Source organism: Vibrio sp. TAP-3B (genome assembly GCF_057784735.1).
This window is the reverse complement of record NZ_CM173495.1, coordinates 2,139,702-2,161,107: the sequence shown is the minus strand read 5'-3', so window position 1 is coordinate 2,161,107 and position 21,406 is coordinate 2,139,702. Positions and strand designations below refer to the sequence as shown.

The 21,406-nt window shown below is 45.7% G+C and carries 18 protein-coding genes and 10 tRNA genes; 22 read left to right on the top strand and 6 right to left on the bottom strand.

Going from position 1 to position 21,406, the window contains the following annotated elements:
* Window positions 1-49: 49 nt before the first annotated feature.
* From AC3D28_RS10210 to rsgA, 3 genes are all read right to left on the bottom strand, one after another.
* Window positions 50-1,465, bottom strand: coding sequence for an SLC13 family permease (locus tag AC3D28_RS10210; protein WP_098414585.1), 1,416 nt, complete (start codon window positions 1,463-1,465; stop codon window positions 50-52).
* A gap of 171 nt (window positions 1,466-1,636) precedes the next feature.
* On the bottom strand, window positions 1,637-2,494 hold the full coding sequence (gene asd, locus AC3D28_RS10205; protein ID WP_488534685.1) for an archaetidylserine decarboxylase: 858 nt from the start codon (window positions 2,492-2,494) through the stop codon (window positions 1,637-1,639).
* A 118-nt stretch (window positions 2,495-2,612) separates the two neighbouring features.
* Complete coding sequence (rsgA, locus tag AC3D28_RS10200; protein ID WP_098414587.1) at window positions 2,613-3,677, bottom strand: small ribosomal subunit biogenesis GTPase RsgA; 1,065 nt, start codon at window positions 3,675-3,677, stop codon at window positions 2,613-2,615.
* A 129-nt stretch (window positions 3,678-3,806) separates the two neighbouring features.
* Between rsgA and orn the strand changes: the two genes are divergently transcribed.
* The 11 genes from orn to AC3D28_RS10145 all read left to right on the top strand — a co-directional run bounded on the left by orn (window position 3,807) and on the right by AC3D28_RS10145 (window position 5,675).
* A complete protein-coding gene (gene orn / locus AC3D28_RS10195; RefSeq protein WP_488534684.1) occupies window positions 3,807-4,352 on the top strand; it encodes an oligoribonuclease in 546 nt (181 codons plus the stop codon).
* 156 nt (window positions 4,353-4,508) lie between these two features.
* Window positions 4,509-4,584 (top strand) — tRNA-Gly (locus AC3D28_RS10190).
* 56 nt (window positions 4,585-4,640) lie between these two features.
* Window positions 4,641-4,717: transfer RNA gene (locus tag AC3D28_RS10185), tRNA-Met, on the top strand.
* Window positions 4,718-4,747: 30 nt separating this feature from the next.
* Window positions 4,748-4,823 (top strand) — tRNA-Gly (locus tag AC3D28_RS10180).
* A 56-nt stretch (window positions 4,824-4,879) separates the two neighbouring features.
* Window positions 4,880-4,956 (top strand) — tRNA-Met (locus AC3D28_RS10175).
* Window positions 4,957-4,986: 30 nt separating this feature from the next.
* Window positions 4,987-5,062: transfer RNA gene (locus AC3D28_RS10170), tRNA-Gly, on the top strand.
* A 56-nt stretch (window positions 5,063-5,118) separates the two neighbouring features.
* Window positions 5,119-5,195, top strand: a tRNA-Met gene (locus tag AC3D28_RS10165).
* A 30-nt stretch (window positions 5,196-5,225) separates the two neighbouring features.
* Window positions 5,226-5,301: transfer RNA gene (locus AC3D28_RS10160), tRNA-Gly, on the top strand.
* Window positions 5,302-5,357: 56 nt separating this feature from the next.
* A tRNA-Met gene (locus tag AC3D28_RS10155) sits at window positions 5,358-5,434 on the top strand.
* Window positions 5,435-5,464: 30 nt separating this feature from the next.
* Window positions 5,465-5,540 (top strand) — tRNA-Gly (locus AC3D28_RS10150).
* 58 nt (window positions 5,541-5,598) lie between these two features.
* Window positions 5,599-5,675, top strand: a tRNA-Met gene (locus tag AC3D28_RS10145).
* A 619-nt stretch (window positions 5,676-6,294) separates the two neighbouring features.
* Here AC3D28_RS10145 and queG read toward each other — a convergent pair.
* Entirely contained in the window at window positions 6,295-7,422 is a 1,128-nt protein-coding gene (queG, locus tag AC3D28_RS10140) for a tRNA epoxyqueuosine(34) reductase QueG (protein ID WP_488534683.1), read from the bottom strand.
* A gap of 324 nt (window positions 7,423-7,746) precedes the next feature.
* On the opposite strand from queG, the gene tsaE reads away from it, so the two are divergent.
* From tsaE to hflC, 8 genes are all read left to right on the top strand, one after another.
* Window positions 7,747-8,211, top strand: coding sequence for a tRNA (adenosine(37)-N6)-threonylcarbamoyltransferase complex ATPase subunit type 1 TsaE (gene tsaE, locus AC3D28_RS10135; RefSeq protein WP_098414590.1), 465 nt, complete (start codon window positions 7,747-7,749; stop codon window positions 8,209-8,211).
* On the top strand, window positions 8,205-9,920 hold the full coding sequence (locus AC3D28_RS10130) for an N-acetylmuramoyl-L-alanine amidase (RefSeq protein WP_098414591.1): 1,716 nt from the start codon (window positions 8,205-8,207) through the stop codon (window positions 9,918-9,920). The genes tsaE and AC3D28_RS10130 overlap by 7 nt, the downstream gene beginning before the upstream one ends.
* An 18-nt stretch (window positions 9,921-9,938) precedes the next feature.
* On the top strand, window positions 9,939-11,924 hold the full coding sequence (mutL, locus tag AC3D28_RS10125; protein ID WP_488534682.1) for a DNA mismatch repair endonuclease MutL: 1,986 nt from the start codon (window positions 9,939-9,941) through the stop codon (window positions 11,922-11,924).
* Entirely contained in the window at window positions 11,921-12,853 is a 933-nt protein-coding gene (gene miaA / locus AC3D28_RS10120) for a tRNA (adenosine(37)-N6)-dimethylallyltransferase MiaA (protein WP_488534681.1), read from the top strand. Before mutL ends, miaA begins: the two co-directional genes overlap by 4 nt.
* Before the next feature lie 193 nt (window positions 12,854-13,046).
* Entirely contained in the window at window positions 13,047-13,310 is a 264-nt protein-coding gene (hfq, locus tag AC3D28_RS10115; RefSeq protein ID WP_098414594.1) for an RNA chaperone Hfq, read from the top strand.
* Window positions 13,311-13,348: 38 nt separating this feature from the next.
* Window positions 13,349-14,638: a ribosome rescue GTPase HflX gene (gene hflX, locus AC3D28_RS10110; RefSeq protein WP_488534680.1), complete on the top strand. Its 1,290-nt coding sequence runs from the start codon at window positions 13,349-13,351 to the stop codon at window positions 14,636-14,638.
* Window positions 14,639-14,683: 45 nt separating this feature from the next.
* Entirely contained in the window at window positions 14,684-15,892 is a 1,209-nt protein-coding gene (gene hflK / locus AC3D28_RS10105) for an FtsH protease activity modulator HflK (RefSeq protein WP_098414596.1), read from the top strand.
* A 2-nt stretch (window positions 15,893-15,894) separates the two neighbouring features.
* Window positions 15,895-16,875: a protease modulator HflC gene (gene hflC, locus AC3D28_RS10100; protein ID WP_098414597.1), complete on the top strand. Its 981-nt coding sequence runs from the start codon at window positions 15,895-15,897 to the stop codon at window positions 16,873-16,875.
* Between the two features lie 77 nt (window positions 16,876-16,952).
* Here hflC and AC3D28_RS10095 read toward each other — a convergent pair whose 3' ends face one another.
* A complete protein-coding gene (locus tag AC3D28_RS10095) occupies window positions 16,953-17,138 on the bottom strand; it encodes a DUF2065 domain-containing protein (RefSeq protein WP_098414598.1) in 186 nt (61 codons plus the stop codon).
* 171 nt (window positions 17,139-17,309) lie between these two features.
* On the opposite strand from AC3D28_RS10095, the gene AC3D28_RS10090 reads away from it, so the two are divergent.
* Complete coding sequence (locus tag AC3D28_RS10090; protein ID WP_098414599.1) at window positions 17,310-18,626, top strand: adenylosuccinate synthase; 1,317 nt, start codon at window positions 17,310-17,312, stop codon at window positions 18,624-18,626.
* A gap of 220 nt (window positions 18,627-18,846) precedes the next feature.
* On the top strand, window positions 18,847-19,482 hold the full coding sequence (gene motX / locus AC3D28_RS10085; protein WP_488534679.1) for a flagellar protein MotX: 636 nt from the start codon (window positions 18,847-18,849) through the stop codon (window positions 19,480-19,482).
* An 84-nt stretch (window positions 19,483-19,566) separates the two neighbouring features.
* Here the strand turns inward: motX and hmpA are convergent, their stop codons facing one another.
* Window positions 19,567-20,751 carry an NO-inducible flavohemoprotein gene (hmpA, locus tag AC3D28_RS10080; protein ID WP_488534678.1) on the bottom strand — a complete coding sequence of 395 codons (1,185 nt, stop codon included), beginning with the start codon at window positions 20,749-20,751 and terminating at the stop codon, window positions 19,567-19,569.
* A gap of 157 nt (window positions 20,752-20,908) precedes the next feature.
* Here hmpA and nsrR point away from each other — a divergent pair, with 157 nt between their 5' ends.
* A complete protein-coding gene (gene nsrR / locus AC3D28_RS10075; protein WP_488534677.1) occupies window positions 20,909-21,334 on the top strand; it encodes a nitric oxide-sensing transcriptional repressor NsrR in 426 nt (141 codons plus the stop codon).
* The last annotated feature ends 72 nt before the right edge of the window (window positions 21,335-21,406 follow it).

The following is a 21,406-nucleotide window of genomic DNA, read 5'->3' as shown; positions in this document are numbered from 1 at the left end:
ATGGGCATATAAGCTCCGTGATAACCCACCTTGTCACGGAGCTTTGCGATTAGAAGAAAATTAGAATTGCACCATAAACAATGAATAGACCCATTAAGCCGAGAATAAGGCCGACTTTTGCCATATCTTTACTTTCGATGAGGCCAGTCGAATAAGCCAGTGAATTAGGGGGAGTCGAAACGGGGAGGATCATGCCAAGTGAAGCGGAGAAAGCCACCACAATCAGCAAGCCTTGCAGGCCTCCTATCGCGACTAAGCTTGGCATTGACGCTCCAATCGCTGCGGCAATAGGCATCAATAAGTTGGCGGTGGCCGTGTTCGACATAAAATTTGCCATGAGCCAGCAGACAACAGAGAGCGTCAATACAACCGAAAATGGCGAGAGTGCTTCGTAGTTAATCGCGTGGGCTAACGCTTCTGCTAACCCCGTTTTGTCTAAGGCGATACCAATCGCAATACCACCTGCGACTAACCACAGAACATCCCAGTTGATCTGCTTGAGTTCTTCTTTACCCATGATGCCCGTTAGGGTGAAAACAGCGAGTGGAATAATGGCCACTACATAAGTGTTCATCCCATGAGCTTGAGTCGTCATCCACAGCAATATGGTGAGGGCAAAAGTGATATAAACCACCATCGCGCGCCAGCTCTTTTTGAACGTGCCGTCCAGCTTGAGTTGCATTTCAGCTTCGCTTGACGGAAACAATTTTTGGAGCAAGAACCAAGCAATGGTCAATTGTATCAACACAAATGGCAGACCCATTGTCATCCAAGAAAGAAAGTTGATCGCGTTTTCTCCGGTTAAATACTGCAGCGCAATCGCGTTGGGAGGGGTACCAATTGGAGTTGCAATGCCGCCGGTATTGGCCGCGATAGGAATGCACAGAACTAACGCTTTAATGCCTAAATCGCCTTTGGGTGCCGAAGCGACAATAGGGCCAAGCAGCGCCAGCATCATTACCGTTGTTGCAGTGTTCGACATAAACATCGAGAAAACGGCGGTGATCAACATTAAACCGAGCATAATGAACTTAGGTTGGGTGCCAAACGGTTTAAGCAGTACTCGGGCGAGGTTATTATCCAACTCATATTTAGAGGCCGCAATCGCCAACGCAAAGCCGCCCATGAAAAGAATGATGATCGGCGAAGAAAAGGCAGAGAAAATGTCGGTGTAAGGAATCAACTCACCCAGATCATGTCCCGGAGGTGGTTTACGAAAGAGATGTAAGCCTCTGTCGGAAATCATGATCAGTTCAAGCGCGATGATAAGAATGGAAGTGGCAAAAACAGGAACAGGCTCAAGAACCCACAGTAACGCAGCGAGAAGAAAAATGGCTAAAAGGCGGTGCTGTATGAGCGTGAGATCCTCGATGGGTATGGCATCAATCGGCATCATTAAGACACCAAGTGGAATAAAAAAGCACACCAGCAGTTTTGCTAGGGTACTTACATGCATCGTTGGCATTGGCAATCCCTCTACGTATTCATTTCTAATCGCAGGGTAATTGATTGTGCTTTTAGGGTCTTAGAGGCAAGTACGAGTTTGAGAAAGTGAGTGTGAATATCGGTCGGAATTTTGCTTTTCATCAATAAAAAAAGGGCCCTAATTTTAGGGCTCTTACCAATTGATTCAGTGTTACTTTTTGTGGGCGTAAGAAGTGCCCATAACCGTCAGCTTGCCATTCACCATACTTTCATCGAAAGAGATGGCATCTTTAGCGAACAAGTTGATAACGGTAGAGCCAAGTTTGAATCGGCCCATTTCTTGGCCTTTCTTCAGGATAACCGCTTTATCACCTCGGGCTGGGTAATCCCATTTGTAGACCGAATTTCCGCGTGGTGGTGTGATCGTACCTGCCCACACTTGCTCGATACTACCTACAATAGTCGCACCTACAAGTACTTGTGCCATTGGACCAAAATCTGTATCGAAAATACATACCACGCGCTCGTTACGTGCGAATAGGTTTGGCACGTTTTCAGCGGTTAATGGATTCACAGAAAAAAGGTCACCAGGAACATAAATCATCTGACGTAACGTACCGTCACATGGCATATGAACACGATGGTAGTCGCGCGGTGACAAATACAGCGTAGCGAATGAGCCGTCTTGAAATTCGTTGGCTAAATTAGTATCGCCACCAAGTAATTCCTGTGCCGAGAAATAATGACCTTTTGCTTGAATCAGTTGACCATTTTCAATCGGTCCAAATTGGCTAACGCAAGCATCGGCAGGATGGGTGATGACCTCATCGCCTTCAGTGACTGGACGTGCGCCTTCTTTTAATTCACGCACAAAAAAATCATTGAACGTTTTGAAATGCTTAGGATCTGAGTGTTTTGCCTCATCCATGTTCACATTGTATTTTTTGATAAACCAACGAATAACCGCTGTTGTTAGACTGCCTGCCTTGGCTGAAGCCAGTTTGCCCATTAGGCGAGTGAGGCCATGTTGTGGGATCCAGTACTGCAGTCCAACTTTAAACTTGTCCATCTTTATATTTCCGATATTTCTGTTAGATACGCGCTTTAGGGCGCGTGATGTTACTGAAATTTAATTTGCTTGTCAGTATTAGTTGAAGAATTCTTACACAGTTGCAAGCGTAACTCAGTTATAGATCTGCTTTCTTGTTGCGTGAGTACTGACGATTCGCTTTGTTCTCGCCCATGCTCTCTAAAATGCGATGGTAGTTGTCAAAGCGAGTTTTACTGATATCACCTTTCTCTACCGCCTCGCGTAAGATGCAGCCTGGATCGTCATTATGTTTACAATCTCGGAATTTGCAGCCACCTAAGTAAGGTCTAAACTCAACGAATGCTTTAGTGACTTCTTCGGCTTCTAAGTGCCACAGTCCGAATTCACGCACTCCTGGCGAATCGATGAGCTCACCACCTGTAGGAATATGATATAGACGCGCAGCGGTCGTAGTATGCTGGCCTAAGCCTGAGTTTTCAGACACTTCACCTTCTTCAATCTCTTGTTCCAGCTCTGGCATCAGGGCATTGACGAGACTCGATTTACCCACACCAGATTGGCCCACAAAGATGTTAATGCGATCACTCAATAGCGCTTCTAATTCAACAATACCTTCACCAGACTTCTTACTTACCAATAAGACTTTATAGCCAATACGTTCGTACGCCTTTAGCCACTCTTCATACTTGGCACGGTCTTCAGCTGTCAGCAGATCGACTTTGTTTAACACCAATACTGGCGAGATGTTCAAGGTCTCGGAGGCCACTAAGTAACGGTCAATAATATTAAGCGAAAGTTCTGGCAAAACCGAAGAGACGATGATCATTTGGTCAATGTTTGCTGCTACGGGTTTGAGGCCATCATAATAATCAGGTCGAGTCAGTACTGATGTTCGAGGTTCAACGGCTTCGACAACACCAGAGATACCCGCCATGGACTCCAACCCTTCGCGCCATAACACACGATCACCAGAGACCAAAGATTCGATACCACGGCGAAGATTACAGCGTTGAATCTCACCGGTTTCAAGATCTTCGATGTCCGCGTGTTGACCAAAACGAGTGATCACGAGGCCTTGTTTGCTCGCGCCGAGCATGTTTTCATCCCATTGAATGGAGTCATCTTGTTTTTTTAAGCGCTTTTGTTGGTTGTTGCGTACGCGTCGCACCTGACCTTTGGTTAACTTTTTCTTTTTTGCCACAATTCTGTACTTTATGTGAATTTACTCAAAAGAGTGAGCCTTAGTTTAGGCTCCGTGTGAGAGTATCGTGTTTCGAGTATTTTCAGGTATAGTACCTCTTTTATCGATAAACAAATAGGCGGCGTAACCATGTCCTTTAATGATCAAAACCTAATTTGGGTTGATTTAGAAATGACAGGGCTCGATCCTGAAACGCATAAAATCATCGAAATTGCTTCTATTGTCACGGACAGTGAGCTGAATATTTTAGCTGAAGGTCCAGTATTGGCGGTTCATCAGCCAGAGGCAGAGCTGACCAAAATGGATGACTGGTGTACCAATACGCATACGGCAAGTGGTTTGGTGGAGCGCGTTCGCAACAGTAAAGCCTCAGAGCAAGACGCCGTAAAACAAACGATTCAGTTTTTAGAAGAGTGGGTGCCGAAGGGAGCTTCTCCAATTTGTGGCAATAGTATTGGCCAAGATCGCCGTTTCTTGTACAAGCACATGCCAGAATTAGAAGAGTATTTCCACTATCGATATATTGATGTGAGCACTCTGAAAGAATTGGCTCGTCGCTGGCAGCCAGAGATCTTAGATGGCTTCACGAAAAAAGGCACTCACATGGCTTTGGATGATATTCGGGAGTCAATAGCGGAACTTAAGTACTATCGAGAGACCATTTTTAAGATTTAACTGTTAAGGTTGCGATCCAAAGTGTAGGTATTTGTGTTGCTTTTGGTTGCTTTTTCATCGTTCAGTAAAAAAATAAAGTTTTTTTGAAGGAAGGACTTGCATCACAAAAAAATGCTCTTATAATTCGCAGCCCTAAACAGCGGAAACGTTGTTGATGCGACACTAGCTCAGTTGGTAGAGCGCAACCTTGCCAAGGTTGAGGTCACGAGTTCGAACCTCGTGTGTCGCTCCACTTTCTTTCGTTAGAAAGTAAGGTCTTCATCGTACCCAACGGTGACACAATACGGACGCGGGGTGGAGCAGTTTGGTAGCTCGTCGGGCTCATAACCCGAAGGTCGTTGGTTCAAATCCAGCCCCCGCAACCACATTTTATTAATAGCGATTGCTGTTAATATGCGACACTAGCTCAGTTGGTAGAGCGCAACCTTGCCAAGGTTGAGGTCACGAGTTCGAACCTCGTGTGTCGCTCCACTTTCTTTCGTTAGAAAGTAAGGTCTTCATCGTACCCAACGGTGACACAATACGGACGCGGGGTGGAGCAGTTTGGTAGCTCGTCGGGCTCATAACCCGAAGGTCGTTGGTTCAAATCCAGCCCCCGCAACCACATTTCATTAATAGCGATTGCTGTTAATATGCGACACTAGCTCAGTTGGTAGAGCGCAACCTTGCCAAGGTTGAGGTCACGAGTTCGAACCTCGTGTGTCGCTCCACTTTCTTTCGTTAGAAAGTAAAGCCCTCATCGTGCTTAACGATGATACAATACGGACGCGGGGTGGAGCAGTTTGGTAGCTCGTCGGGCTCATAACCCGAAGGTCGTTGGTTCAAATCCAGCCCCCGCAACCACATTTCATTAATAGCGATTGCTGTTAATATGCGACACTAGCTCAGTTGGTAGAGCGCAACCTTGCCAAGGTTGAGGTCACGAGTTCGAACCTCGTGTGTCGCTCCACTTTCTTTCGTTAGAAAGTAAGGTCTTCATCGTACCCAACGGTGACACAATACGGACGCGGGGTGGAGCAGTTTGGTAGCTCGTCGGGCTCATAACCCGAAGGTCGTTGGTTCAAATCCAGCCCCCGCAACCACATTTCATTAATAGCGATTGCTGTTAATATGCGATACTAGCTCAGTTGGTAGAGCGCAACCTTGCCAAGGTTGAGGTCACGAGTTCGAACCTCGTGTGTCGCTCCAGTTTCTTTCTTTACAGAAAGTCAGGTCTTCATCGTACCCAACGGTGACACAATACGGACGCGGGGTGGAGCAGTTTGGTAGCTCGTCGGGCTCATAACCCGAAGGTCGTTGGTTCAAATCCAGCCCCCGCAACCAATTCAAGACGATAATTTACGTGGTTACAGTTTCTCTAATCTTCATTTCGTCTCCGGATGCGTGACCTGATTTATATGGATATCTCGCAACCAAATCACATCGCTCTTTTCATAATGCTGAGAAGCATCAATCCCTAAAAATAAGTTTCAATCCGCATTATATGGTGTCGGACGATTTTGTTCGTGTTTAAAACATGATATGAATCGGCTGGCGTATAAGCAATAGTGATGTTTGGCGTGTTTTATCTACTTTAATTAACAGAGTTATCCACATACGGCGTTCTGTGGATAAGTTGGTTGATAAAGTGTTTTTAGTGTAACTTTTTTTGGGGGGAGAGAAAGATCTTTTCGTTATTAAATAACGGCGATGATGAAGAAATAACTCTTAAACCATTGTTAAATAAAAAGAAAATAAGTTTTTCTTCGGATCGGATGTATTGCGATAGGATCATTACCTTATGTTTTTTTGATCCTAGTCATTTATTCAAGATGTGTTTAACTTTTCCCGACAAGTTCTTTTCTATTGAATCTCAAAATTTTTTCCACATTTAAAAATTGAGAACAAGGTCATGAATTGATCATGCAAAATTCATTTCAATCTCTTGAATATAGGCTACGCGCTATGCGTCTCTTGGTAAGCCTTTTTCGATAATTCTGATTAAGCGCTTTTTCTTTGTCTCTATAGATATTTTGTCTTCAATAGGGAGCTGATTCAGTTGCTGGGCAAGCGCCCATTCGATGTGTTCATCAAGTAATTTACTTTCACCTTGCCGAGTTTCCAGAGCATCAATGACTCGTTGACTGTATTCGGCATTGCCAAGTGCGACAGCAATATTACGTAGCCACTGTAAATGTCCTATTCGACGAATAGCAGAGCCTTCCATTGCTTTTAGAAAGGTCACTTCATCCCAGTAAAACATAGCAACTAGGTCAGGATTGCTGACACTTTCACGGCGATGAAAATCACTTTGCTCGGTTATATCGGCGTAGCGATTCCAAGGACACACCAGCTGGCAATCATCACAACCATAGATTCGGTTACCGATAGGTTTGCGAAATTCTTCTGGGATAACCCCATTAAACTCAATCGTCAGATAAGAAATGCAGCGTCTTGCATCGACGACTTTGTCTTCAACGATCGCTTGAGTTGGGCATGATGTAATACACGCTGTGCATTTCCCACACTGGTCGGTACTGGGTTCGTCCACTGGTAGCGGCAGATCAATCAGAAGTTCACCTAAGAAGAACCACGAGCCACATTCTTTATCTAAAATGAGAGAGTGCTTACCTGTCCAGCCTAGCCCGGCTTTTTGGGCAAGAGGACGTTCTAATATCGGGGCGGAATCAACAAAAGGGCGGTAACCATATTGACCAACCTCTTGTTCGATTAACTTCCCCAACTTGCTGAGCTGTTTGCGTACCAGTTTATGATAATCGCGTCCTAGCGCATAACGGCTAATGTAAGCGTGATTTTTATTCGCGAGATTGGATGCAAACTGTGCTTCTGGTGGGAGATAGTCCATCCGCACGCTAATGACGCGCATCGTTCCTGCTAACAGCTCCGCAGGTCGGGCGCGCATCATTCCATGACGAGCCATCCAGTCCATCGAACCGTGATAACCGGCGTCGAGCCATTTCTGGAGTGCGGCTTCATGCTCACTAAGGTCAACATCGCAGATTCCGACTTTTTGAAAGCCAAGCTCTTTTCCCCAAATTTTGATTTGTTGTGCGAGTTGTTCGTTGTTCATGTTAACCACCAAAATAAATGGGGGCGGATCTTAACGGATCTCTAGCTTTGGTGCTACCTAGTTATGTTCGTTTTTGGGCTTGCCACAGCACTTCACTTTTCTTCTTGAGCTCGTGTCGGTGGCATCGCTTTGAATCCTGCATTTTGAAGTTATTTAAGTATATTATACATCTAGACTGATATTGCGGAGGTTAAGATACAATTGTGATACAACTTTTTTCGCACATATGACATTTGAAAGCTTGTCTCTCAAAACCAACACGGTTTACTATCCCTGTTCTTTTGATTTTTATATAGTCAGCGATCATTAGTTAGAGAAGCATCAATGAGCACGAAACAATTTAATTTAAAAGATGAACACGATACGGTAGCTCTGGGTGCCGCATTGGCTCACCTTTGTTCTCAACAAACCACGATCTATCTGCATGGTGATTTGGGGGCGGGTAAAACGACCTTCAGCCGTGGTTTTGTCCGTGCTCTTGGGCATCAAGGTAATGTGAAAAGTCCGACTTATACCTTAGTCGAACCGTATCAATTGGATAAGTGGCAAGTTTATCATTTCGATCTTTATCGTCTTGCTGATCCTGAAGAGCTTGAGTTTATGGGTATTCGAGATTACTTCACTGACGATGCCATTTGTTTAGTTGAATGGCCTGAAAAAGGGCATGGTTTGCTGCCTCAGCCGGATCTTGATGTGAACCTTCGCTATCAAGGTGAGCAGCGTGTTGCCGAACTAACCGCGAACAATAATTATGGCATGCAGTTACTTAGTCGATTGGAGCAATGTTGAGTTTTTTAAATTTTAGAGTGGTGGCGACGTTTGTCGCCACTTTTCTCCTTATCATCCCCAACTTAGCATTTGCTAACGTCGTTAAGAGCTTTCGAGTTTGGCCTTCACCAGATGAAACCCGTGTTGTCATCGATTTAGGCTCGGAAGCGGACTATTCCTATTTCTCATTATCTGGACCGGATCGCCTTGTGGTGGATCTGAAAAACACCACGATGCAAGCGAAGTTGCCAGTCACGGTTTCTGATAGCCCTGTCCTGAAGCTCGTACGTAAAAGCACTCCGCCAGAAAAGGGGACGTATCGTTTGGTCTTTGAGCTCAAAAGAAGTGCTCAAGCAGAGTTATTTACATTAAGTCCGACACCTGGAGGGCAATATGGCCATCGTTTGGTGCTTGATCTATCACACGGTAAGAAAAAGTCGACATCGGCCTCCAAGGCGAGTAAAGCATCTGCAAACAGTAAAAACATGAGTACAGTGCAACGTGCTCAAGAAGTGTTGATTGTGATCGATCCCGGTCATGGTGGTGAAGACCCCGGTTCAATTGGTCCGTCTCGTCGTAAGTATGAGAAGGACGCGGTATTAAGTATCTCTCGTAAAATAGCGGCTCAGCTTGATGCAACGCCGGGAATCAAAACCCGAATGACTCGTACTGGGGACTATTTTGTTAACTTGAATCGTCGCGTCGCGATTGCTCGGGAAAATGACGCACATTTGCTAATCTCTGTTCACGCAGATGCGTTTACGTCTCCTAAGCCACGTGGAGGTTCCGTTTTCGTTTTGAACACTCGCCGTGCAAACACCGAGATTGCTCGTTGGGTTGAAAATCATGAGAAGCAATCGGAATTGTTAGGTGGTTCGGGTAATGCCTTTGCCACTAAGACCAAAGATCGTAACGTGAACCAAACCTTATTGGATCTGCAGTTTAGTCATTCAAAGAAAGAAGGCTATAACCTCGCGACCGAGATTTTGGGTGAAATGGGACGCGTTGCGCACTTGCACAATACGAAGCCAATCAATACCAGTCTCGCGGTCTTGCGTTCTCCGCAAATTCCATCTGTACTGGTGGAAACAGGGTTTATCTCCAACCCTACGGAAGAGCGATTGCTCTTCCAACGAGCCCATCAGGATAAGTTGGCCCAAGCGATCACCAAGGCAGTAGTGCAATATTTGAAAAAGAACCCACCAGAAGGCACGGTATTTTCGCCTTCAGCGAAACCGCTGGTGCACGTAGTTAAACGCGGAGAATCTTTGTCGGTGATTGCGCATCAATATGGAACTAGCTCAAAGGCGCTGATGTCGGCAAACAAATTGAAGTCGACAGGGTTGGCAATAGGTCAGAAACTCAGAATTCCTTCGACTGGCTCGATTAAGGTGCCAAGTAAACCGATTACGGTTGAGACAGAAACCATTACTCATACGGTTAAGCCTGGGGAGTACTTAGGTAAAATTGCGAGCCATTATAAAGTGAAAGTATCTGACATCCGGCGTGAGAACCACTTGAAGTCTGATACCTTATGGGTGGGACAGAAGCTCAAAATTACCGTTGCAGTCAAAGACAAGCCGATTCGTAAGCACAAAGTGTCTCGAGGTGAATATCTTGGTAAGATAGCTGCTAAATACGGAGTCAGCGTCTCAAGCATTCGTAAAGCCAATAACTTACGCTCAGACCAACTTTCTGTAGGGCAGTTCTTGATCATTCCAAATAAGTAAGTGAGCTTTTAAGTCATTATGACGATTAAAATTTTGCCAGCGAGGTTAGCAAACCAAATAGCCGCAGGGGAAGTGGTCGAGAGACCTGCCTCAGTGATCAAAGAGCTGGTTGAAAATAGCCTTGATTCAGGTGCAACTCGAATCGATATTGATATTGAGAAAGGGGGCGCTAAGCTTATTCGGGTTCGCGATAACGGCAAAGGTATCACGAAAGATGAGCTTGGCTTAGCACTTAGTCGTCATGCAACGTCGAAGATACACACCTTAGATGATCTCGAAGCGATCATGAGCTTAGGGTTTCGTGGGGAAGCGTTAGCGAGTATTAGCTCCGTATCGCGTTTGACTCTCACGTCGCGACCAGCGACGCAAGAGGAGGCTTGGAGTGCTTACTCTGAAGGGCGAGATATGCAGGTCAAACTTCAGCCGGCCGCGCACCCAATTGGCACCACTGTCGAAGTGTTGGATTTATTTTTTAATACGCCTGCTCGTCGTAAGTTCCTTCGTACCGAGAAAACTGAATTTGCTCATATTGATGAACTACTCAAGCGTATCGCTTTAAGTCGTTTTGATGCCACCATCAATGTACGCCATAACGGTAAAATCATTCGTCAATACCGTGCGGCGAAAAATCAGCCGCAAACCGAGAAGCGTATTGCGGCGGTATGTGGCAATGCCTTTGTCCGCCATATGTTGAGGGTTGAGCTGGAACATCAAGGCTTAAAACTACATGGGTGGATAACAACGCCAGATGGCGCAAGGCAGCAAAGCGATTTGCAGTACTGTTATGTCAATGGCCGTATGATGCGTGACAAGCTGATCAATCACGCGATTCGTCAGAGTTACGAAACCAGCTTAAAACCGGATCAATTTGCCGCATACGTTCTCTTTATCGAGCTTGATCCGCATCAGGTAGATGTCAATGTTCATCCTGCTAAGCATGAGGTGCGTTTCCATCAAGCTCGCTTAGTGCACGATTTTATATATCAAGCACTCACAGATGCCTTGGCGCAAAGTGCAGTGATAGAAAAGCCACACGTTAACGAATCAGCGTTCCATCACACTGAGCCTGCGCAAGATATTAACTCGCCTTCAGAAGTGCCTGTAGCTGAGGCGACGCCTGTACCGGAACGTGTCTATCAAGCGATAGACAACACGCCTGCTTATCCAGGACGCCGCGATTACGAATCGAAATCCGCCTCGCATACATCGGCCGACTCCTCGGTAAGAGAGCCGCGCGTTGCCGAATCATTCAAACGTAATGACTGGGTGGACTCCAAGCCAACACAAAACCAAGCACGTCATATTGAATCTGCTCCAAACAAGCAAGAAGTTCGCGCCTATCATGAGTTGTTGAAAACACCGGAATCACATCCTCAAACGACTGCTGAGAAAACCGAAGTTGCTTATAGTGCTGAAGCTCAACAACCCCCAGTAAAGGCATTGGGTAAAGCGTTGGCAATGGTCGAAGAGCAGTACGTATTGATGAGTAGCGACAGCGGTACGACCTTAGTCTCGTTACCACGCGCGGAGTTTTATCGCATAAAAGGGCAACTCACGCCAAGTGAGGGCCCATTGAAGGCGCAGCCATTACTGGTGCCATTATCGATTAAGTTGGATGTCGAGTTGGTGAAGCTGGCTCAAGATTACCAGCAAGACTTGGCTTTGTTAGGAGTTCAACTGAAGACTAGAAATGAGCAAGCCTTAATGATCATGGGGGTTCCAGCCCCTTTACGCCAACAAAACTTACAAAATTTGATACCAGATCTGTTATCTTACGTGCAATCTTGTGTGAAGGAAGAGATAGCTACGGCTCAGATGCTATCCGAGTTGATCGATTGGCTGGCATTGCAGGTCACAAAGGTGAAGAGCCACTATACTTTTTCCGAAGCGATTCAAATTATTGCGGAACTTGAACAGTTAAGGCATGGTCAATTGCCATTAGAAGATACGAAATTTGTATCTATTGTTGATTTCTCTGCCACGATAGCCAAATTAAAACCATGACAGATAAACTCCCTTTGGCTCTTTTCTTGATGGGGCCGACTGCATCAGGCAAAACAGAGCTTGCGATTCGTCTTCGCCAAAAGTTTCCTGTTGAGATCATCAGTGTCGATTCTGCTTTGATATATAAGGGAATGGACATCGGCACGGCGAAGCCAGACGAAAAAGAGTTAAGTTTAGCACCTCATCGCTTGATTGATATCTTAGACCCAAGTGAATCTTACTCAGTAGCGGACTTTCGCCGAGATGCATTACAGGCGATGGATGATATTGTTGCAGAAGGAAAAATCCCACTTCTTGTCGGTGGGACGATGCTGTATTACAAGGCGTTACTTGAAGGCTTATCCCCACTTCCTGCTGCAAACCCTGATATTCGCCAGCAAATTGAACAAGAAGCATTGACTAAAGGTTGGTCAGTGTTGCACGATGAACTCAAAGAGGTTGATCCTGTGTCAGCTGCGAGAATTCACCCCAATGATCCGCAGCGTTTGTCTAGGGCGTTGGAAGTTTTTCGTATTTCAGGTAAAACTTTGACTGAGTTGACTCAAACTAAAGGCGACAGCCTACCATATCGTGTCAAACAGTTTGCAATAGCCCCCAAGGATAGGGCAGAACTTCATCGCCGAATTGAGTTGCGCTTCGAGAAGATGATGGAAGCGGGTTTTGAAGATGAAATAAAAGCATTGTATGCACGTGAAGATCTTCACCCTGATCTTCCTTCAATACGATGCGTCGGTTATCGGCAGATGTGGGAGTATTTAGACGGGGAGTGTACACGTGACGAAGCTGTGTTTCGTGGTGTATGCGCGACTCGTCAATTGGCCAAGCGTCAAATCACCTGGTTACGCAGCTGGGATGACTTAACTTGGTTGGATAGCGAGAGCATTGAGCAGGCACTGGAAACGATGTCAGAAGCAATAGCATCTGATTGACATAGCTGTGTATAATGTGATCGTTTTTGCGTGAATGCACTCTCCAAGGATCTGTTGTTGGCAGTTTTTATACTATGCTGCTAATTACTTAGAGTGCATTTTTGATTCGTTTAGCTCAGATGCAAAAGCAGTATTTTTTGCATTGCACCACTAGCTAAATAATTACAACTACAAATTAATAAGGAAAATAAAAATGGCTAAGGGGCAATCTTTACAAGACCCATTTCTAAACGCTCTACGTCGTGAGCGTATCCCAGTGTCTATCTACCTTGTGAACGGGATAAAGCTACAAGGTCAGATCGAGTCATTCGATCAGTTCGTGATTCTGCTGAAGAACACAGTTAATCAAATGGTGTACAAGCACGCGATCTCAACAGTTGTGCCGGCTCGTCCTGTGAGCCACCACAGCGGTGAACGTAGCCAAGGTGAACGTCCACAAGAGAAAACAGAAGATTAATTTTTCATCGAGTATTTTTAAAATAAGGAGTTGATTGCTTGTTTGACCGTTATGAATCCGGTGAGCGAGCCGTACTTGTTCATATCAACTTCACGCAAGAAGGTGAGTGGGAAGATCTGGCTGAGCTCGAAATGCTGGTTTCTTCTGCTGGGGTAGAGGCGCTACAAGTTGTGACTGGTAGTCGTCAATCCCCACACCCGAAATACTATGTCGGAGAGGGTAAGGCCCAAGAAATTGCTACTGCGGTGCAATCGACGGGTGCCGAAATTGTGATTTTTAATCACGCCCTCTCTCCTGCCCAAGAACGCAACCTCGAAGCACTGTGCCAATGTCGAGTTCTCGACCGCACTGGTCTTATTCTCGATATCTTTGCTCAACGAGCTCGAACACACGAAGGTAAGCTACAGGTAGAGCTGGCTCAACTTCGTCACATATCTAGTCGTTTGATTCGTGGTTGGACACACCTTGAAAGGCAGAAAGGTGGTATTGGTTTACGTGGGCCGGGTGAAACCCAGCTGGAAACCGACCGTCGCCTATTGCGTGACAGAATCAAAGCCATCCTGCGCCGCTTAGATAAAGTATCCAAGCAGCGTGAACAAGGACGCCGTGCCCGAAATCGAGCTGAAATCCCAACGGTTTCTCTCGTGGGTTACACCAACGCGGGTAAGTCGACACTCTTCAACCGTATTACAGAAGCTGGCGTATATGCCGCGGATCAACTATTTGCTACTTTGGACCCGACTTTACGTAAGATCGAATTAGCGGATGTTGGCCCTGCCATATTGGCAGACACGGTTGGTTTTATTCGACATTTGCCTCACGATTTGGTTGCTGCCTTCAAAGCAACCTTGCAGGAAACGCAAGAAGCTGACATTTTGTTACATGTTGTTGATGCCAGTGACGAGCGTTTTCGTGAGAATATTCAAGCTGTTCATGAAGTACTGGAAGAGATCGACGCACACGAAGTGCCGACGCTAGTCGTCATGAACAAAATCGACAATCTAGATTCGCAGAAACCGCGTATAGAGCGAGATGAGGAAGGCGTGCCTCGTACAGTTTGGGTTTCAGCAATGGAAGGAGTAGGCATTGATCTGCTATTTGAGGCACTGACCGAACGTTTAGCGTCCCAAATGGTTGAGTATCAGTTGCGAATTCCTCCACAGTCTCAAGGACGATTACGTAGTACCTTCTTTCAAATGAAGTGTATCCAACGTGAAGAATATGACCCGGATGGTAACTTGCTGATCGATATTCGAATGCAGCAAGTAGATTGGTCTAGACTTGAAAAAAGAGAAGGGGCAGTTTTGACTGGCTTTATAGTCACTTAAAGGACTGCTACAGTATAACGTCATATCAAATGATGGAGCTTTCTAATGGCGTGGAATGAGCCTGGAAATAATAACGGCAACAATGGCCGCGATAAAGACCCTTGGGGTAATGATAATCGTGGTGGCCAGCGTCCTGGTGGCCGAGATCAAGGTCCGCCAGACTTAGATGAAGTGTTCAATAAACTGAGTCAAAAGCTGGGCGGCAAGTTTGGTAAAAAAGGCGGCGGTGGTTCTCCAATCGGCGGCGGTGGTGGTAGTGCAATTGGCTTCGGTGTGATTGCTCTGATTGCTGTTGCAGTTTGGGTCTTTGCTGGTTTTTACACTATCGGTGAAGCAGAGCGTGGTGTTGTACTGCGTTTAGGTAAATACGATCGTCTCGTTGACCCTGGCCTTAACTGGCGTCCTCGTTTTATTGATGAATATGAAGCGGTAAATGTGCAAGCGATTCGTTCGCTACGTGCATCTGGTCTGATGCTGACTAAAGATGAAAACGTAGTAACGGTCGGGATGGATGTTCAGTACCGTGTTACGGACCCATACAAATACTTGTACCGTGTAACTAATGCTGACGACAGTTTACGTCAGGCGACGGATTCTGCACTTCGTGCAGTAATCGGTGACTCATTGATGGATAGCATCCTAACCAGTGGTCGTCAGCAAATTCGTCAAACTACACAAGAAACACTGAACCAAATCATTGATAGTTATGATATGGGTCTGGTGCTTGTTGACGTGAACTTCCAGTCTGCACGTCCACCAGAGCAAGTGAAAGATGCGTTTGATGATGCTATTGCAGCGCGTGAGGATGAAGAGCGTTTCATCCGTGAAGCAGAAGCATATAAAAACGAGATTTTGCCGAAAGCAACAGGTCGTGCTGAGCGTTTGAAGAAAGAAGCGCAAGGTTATAACGAGCGTGTCACCAATGAAGCACTTGGTCAGGTAGCGCAGTTTGAAAAACTACTACCAGAATACCTAGCCGCGCCTGGTGTAACGCGTGACCGTCTGTACATTGACTCGATGGAAGAAGTCTACTCAAGCACCTCGAAAGTGCTGATTGACTCTAAATCAAGCGGTAATCTACTGTACCTTCCAATTGATAAGCTGGCAGGTCAAGCAGGTCAAACCGACACCAAACGTAAATCGAAGTCGTCTTCAGCTTACGATCACATTCAACTAGAGTCTGAGCGCCCACAACCACAAGATACTTCGGACACGCAGCCTCGTTCAACTGGTTCACGTCAAGGGAGATACTAAGAATGCGTAAGTTAATGATCCCTGTATTGGTAATCGCACTGGCATTGTTATTGATGTCTCTGTTTGTGATTCCTGAAGGTGAGCGCGGTATTGTGGTTCGATTTGGTCGTGTTCTTAAAGACAACAACGATATCACTCGAATTTATGATCCTGGTTTGCATTTCAAGATGCCTTTGTTTGACCGTGTGAAACAACTGGATGCGCGTATTCAAACAATGGATGGTCGTGCAGACCGTTTTGTAACGTCAGAGAAAAAAGACGTGATCATTGATACCTATGTAAAATGGCGTATCGACGATTTTGGTCGTTACTATCTAGCAACCGGTGGTGGTAACTCGCTAACGGCTGAAGCACTTCTTGAGCGTAAAGTAACGGACGTGCTTCGTTCTGAAATCGGTGCTCGTGAAATCAAGCAAATTGTTTCTGGTCCACGTAACGATGCTGTACTCCCAGAAGATGCAAGCGCCGATGTCGTGGCAACTGAAGCGGCACGTCAAGCGCTGGAGATTGATGGTGAGCGTGACCTAATCATGTCTGAAGTGTTGAAAGACACTCGCCAAAGTGCGATGAAAGACTTGGGTGTTCGCGTTGTTGATTTCCGGATGAAGAAAATCAACCTTCCTGATGAAATCAGTGAGTCAATTTATCGTCGTATGCGCGCGGAGCGTGAGTCAGTAGCGCGTAAGCACCGTTCTCAAGGTCGTGAGAAGGCGGAAGTGATTCGTGCGCAGGCTGAGCTGGAAGTTGCAACGATTTTGGCGGAAGCCGATAAAACAGCTCGTGTGACACGAGGTGGGGCAGATGCAGAAGCAGCGAAGATTTACGCAGAAGCTTACAATAAGGACCCTGAGTTCTTTAGCTTCCTACGTTCGTTGAGAGCGTATGAGAAATCCTTCAGTTCGAAGAGTGACATTCTTGTATTGGATCCGAACAGTGAGTTCTTCCAGTACATGAACCAGTCGAAAGGTGGGGCCGCGAAGTGATCGCCGCGTCTAATTAAACAAAAGGCTCCTTGATGGAGCCTTTTTTATTTGTCAATAACATCTTATTGGCAAGCTCATTAGCTCATCATGACGGCGATCACTGCTCCTGCAACCACAAGGCAGCCACCGATGCGACGCAATTGATTATTGGGTTGTTCGCTTAACTGGGCCACCATGTTTCGCCATCCGTTGGGCGCGATGAGAGGGCCAATCCCTTCAACTATCAGTACTAGCCCAATAGCCAGCCATATGGACTCAGACATACAGGTTCCTAGTTGAATAAAGAAAATGAAATACTAGCAATGATACACTGATTTCAAAATATATAAGGTAGCAAGATTACATTCTGCTCACATCTCTGTGAACAAAAATGACTGCAAGAAGCGTAATTCGGTGCTAGAATCCATTTTTAACTAGCAATCAGACTTGGAAAGATGGGAAATAACGTAGTCGTTCTAGGCACCCAATGGGGTGACGAAGGTAAAGGTAAAATCGTAGACCTTTTAACTGAAGATGCAAAATACGTGGTACGCTACCAAGGCGGTCACAACGCAGGTCACACTCTCGTAATTGACGGTGAAAAAACCGTTCTTCACTTAATTCCATCAGGTATCCTTCGCGATAACGTAAAATGTGTTATCGGTAACGGTGTCGTACTGTCGCCTGAAGCTCTACTTAAAGAAATGAAACCTCTTGAAGAGCGCGGTATTCCTGTACGCGAGCGTCTTTTCATTTCTGAAGCATGTCCGTTAATTCTGCCTTATCACGTTGCAATGGACCAAGCTCGCGAAATCGCTCGCGGTAAAAAAGCCATCGGTACAACAGGCCGTGGTATTGGTCCAGCATACGAAGATAAAGTTGCTCGTCGTGGTCTACGCGTTGGCGATCTATTCGATATGGATGCCTTCGCAGAGAAGCTAAAAGAAGTCATGGAATTCCATAATTTCCAACTCGTTAACTTCTATAAAGTTGACCCAGTCAGCTACGAAGAGGTGCTTGAGCAAGCCAAAGGCTACGCTGAGTTACTGACTTCAATGGTTATCGATGTAACTGACGAATTAGACGCAGCACGTAAGCGTGGCGACAAGATCATGTTCGAAGGTGCGCAAGGTACACTGCTGGATATTGACCACGGTACTTACCCGTACGTAACGTCTTCTAACACGACTGCTGGTGGTGTTGCCCCTGGTTCTGGTTTCGGCCCTCGTTACCTTGGCTACATCCTCGGCATCGCAAAAGCATACTGTACACGAGTAGGCTCTGGCCCTTTCCCAACTGAGCTATATGATGGTCTCGATAAGCAAGATCCAATTGGTAAGCACCTAGGCGACGTTGGCCATGAGTTTGGTGCTACCACAGGTCGTCTACGTCGTACTGGTTGGTTTGATGCAGTTGCGATGCGTCGCGCTATCCAAATTAACTCTATCACGGGCTTCTGTCTAACCAAATTAGACGTACTCGATGGCCTAGAAGAGCTAAAAATCTGTACTGGTTACAAGATGGAAGACGGCTCTGTACTGCAAGTTTCTCCAATGGCTGCTGAAGCATTCGACAAAGCAACGCCAATCTACGAAACCATGCCAGGTTGGTCTGAGAACACATTCGGTGCTAAGACATTAGAAGAGCTACCACAAGCGGCTCTAAACTATATCAAGCGCATTGAAGAGCTGACAGGCGTACCAGTAGATATTGTTTCAACAGGCCCTGACCGTAACGAAACTATTATTAAGGTTCACCCATTCGAATCGTAATTGATACTCGTTAGAGATTGTAAAGCCGACTTTGATAGTCGGCTTTTTTGTGTGTGTAAGTAGGTGAAAAAATATACGTAACACGGCAATTTGTTGCCGTTAAGCTTAAACAAGAGGCAAAAATTGTCTAAAGCTTCGCTGACCTTTGCCGATAAGGTTATCGAGCAGAGGAGATCCTTCGCCGATCTTTGGTTTCTGAGATACCTTAAAGGGTACGTTTATGAAGTTACGAACAGTGGCTGCTTCACTGTTAATGACGTTGGTTTCCACGACCGCGAACGCCAATGTTGCTGATGTAGGTGCGCCAGTCCCTATCTACACTGAAGCAGAGCTGATAAAGCTTATTGAGCAAAATAAGCATTTACAACGTGTGCGCGCTGATAACTGCCAGTTGGTGGAGGATATCGTTGCTCGTGCGACTCGAATTAGCCTACCCGCTTATGAGTTTCTGTACGGAGATATGTTGGCGTGGGGTGTGTGTATTGAGCAAGACGTAGAGCTCGGGCTTTACTATATGGAAAACGCCGCACACCAAGGTTTGCCAGCGGCGCTGGAGCAGATAGGTCGATATTACTCACGTGGTACCTTAGTGCAGCAAGACAAAGAACGTGCAATTCCATATTTACGAGAAGCAGCCTCGATGGGAAATTTGAATGCGCGTATTCATCTTGCAGAGTTACTCCTGCGTGATTACGGCAGTCCGCTTGATTATGAAGATGCTTATCGTTGGTTATATAATTCGGTTACAGCAGATAAAAGACAACACAAACGTATTCGTGTGTTAAGAAATGGTCTTGAGCAGCGTATGCCTCAGAATATTATTGCGCGAGCGAAACGACGCGACACCTTCTGGTAGAACTCCTCGGTAAAACATGGTCACTTCATACAACCAAGCCCACATCATGTGGGCTTGGTTGTTTTACTGATAAACCAGCGTACGCTATATCACTTTGTGTGGACCGAAGCATTCGTAATGGAATTGCGCTTGCGGTACGTTTAGATCAAGTAACTGCTTCGCGACGTGCTGCATAAACCCCACAGGTCCGCAGAAATAAACCTGCACATTGTTTTGCTTAAGTGCTGCTTCAATTTCATGCAAATTCACAAAGCCAGTGAAGTGGAAATCTTCACCCAGTTTATCTTCTGCCGTTGGTTGGTTGTACCAAACAAATGCGTTCATGTTTTCTTTTGAATCGATTAATTGGGTTACGTGCTGCTTAAACGCATGTTGTTGCCCATTTTCTGTTGCATGAATCCAAGTGACGGGAGCTTGATGAGCTGAGAGACTTTCTAGCATGGACAGCGTTGGCGTAAGTCCAACACCCGCAGAAATCAGAACCACTGGCGTTTGCGGTTCAACATCCATAAAGAAGTCACCGGCAGGAGGAGCGAGTTTAACGTTATCGCCAATTTGCAGTGCATCGTGCAGGTAGTTGGATACTTTGCCACCTTGCTCTCGCTTAACAGAGATACGGTAAGTATTTTCTTGTGGAGCGGAGGACAGACTGTACTGGCGAATTTCTTGGTTTTCTAATTGGTCGCTATTGATGTAGATACCTAAATATTGCCCCGGTTTAAACGCCGTCACTTTTTTTCCGTCGATAGGCTTAAACACAAAACTGCAAATGTGCTCGCTCTCGGCTTGCTTGCCAACCAATTCAAATTCACGTAGACCACGCCAGCCGCCTTCTACGGCTTCATTAACCTGATAAATCTGTTCTTCGCGCTGAATAAATACATTTGCCAACACGCCGTATGCTTCTGCCCACGCATCCAATACGTCTTGACCTGGGTTAAGCAACTCATCAATCGTGGCAAGCAGATGCTGACCCACGATTTGATATTGATCTTCGGTGATCAAAAAGCTGGTATGTTTATGGGCTATTTTTTCTACCGCGCCAAGCAGGGCCGGTAAGTTTTCAATGTTCGCAGCATACGCGCAGATCGCGTTGAACAATGCCTCTCGTTGATCACCATTGCGCTGGTTACTCATATTGAAAATATCTTTTAACTCGGGGTTGTGAGCAAACATACGATCATAAAAGTGAGCGGTCAGTTTTGGCCCCGTTTCTACGATAAGTGGTGCAGTCGCTTTGACTATCTCAATGGTTTGATTGCTGAGCATAAGGAGTTCCTGTTTAAACTTGTATTTATAATGTATGTTTAAAGTTGTATCTCAAATGTATCTTTCGATCAAGAAAAGATTTACACTTTTATTGATAACCTCAGTTCGCCGTTTTACTCACGGTGGTGAGTTATCGGGTCGTACTTTGGGAGAGAATATGCAGTTAACTAGCTTCACTGATTACGCGTTAAGAACCTTGATTTTCTTGGCTTCATTGCCAAAAGATGAATTAACTAATATTACGGAAGTGACGGATTTATTTGGTGTTTCTCGTAACCATATGGTTAAAGTTATCAACCGTTTAGGGCAGTTAGGGTACGTCCACACGGTGCGTGGTAAGAACGGCGGTATTCGGCTTATGAAGCCCGCATCGGAGATAACGGTAGGAGGTGTGGTGCGTGATTTGGAACCGTTAGAGCTCGTTAACTGTGGGGTAGATTTTTGCCATATTACGCCAGCATGTCGACTCAAAGACAAGCTAGCCAAAGCGAAACGCGCTTTTCTCGCGGAGCTAGATGACAGCACAATAGAATCCCTACTTAGTGGTAATTCGGAACTTTTGATCCTACTGGCTCGTCCTTAGTTGACTCGGGTACTTAGAGTCGAACGCGATCATTCTTTTTTCAAAGCAATTCTGTAGCTTATCGAGAGACTC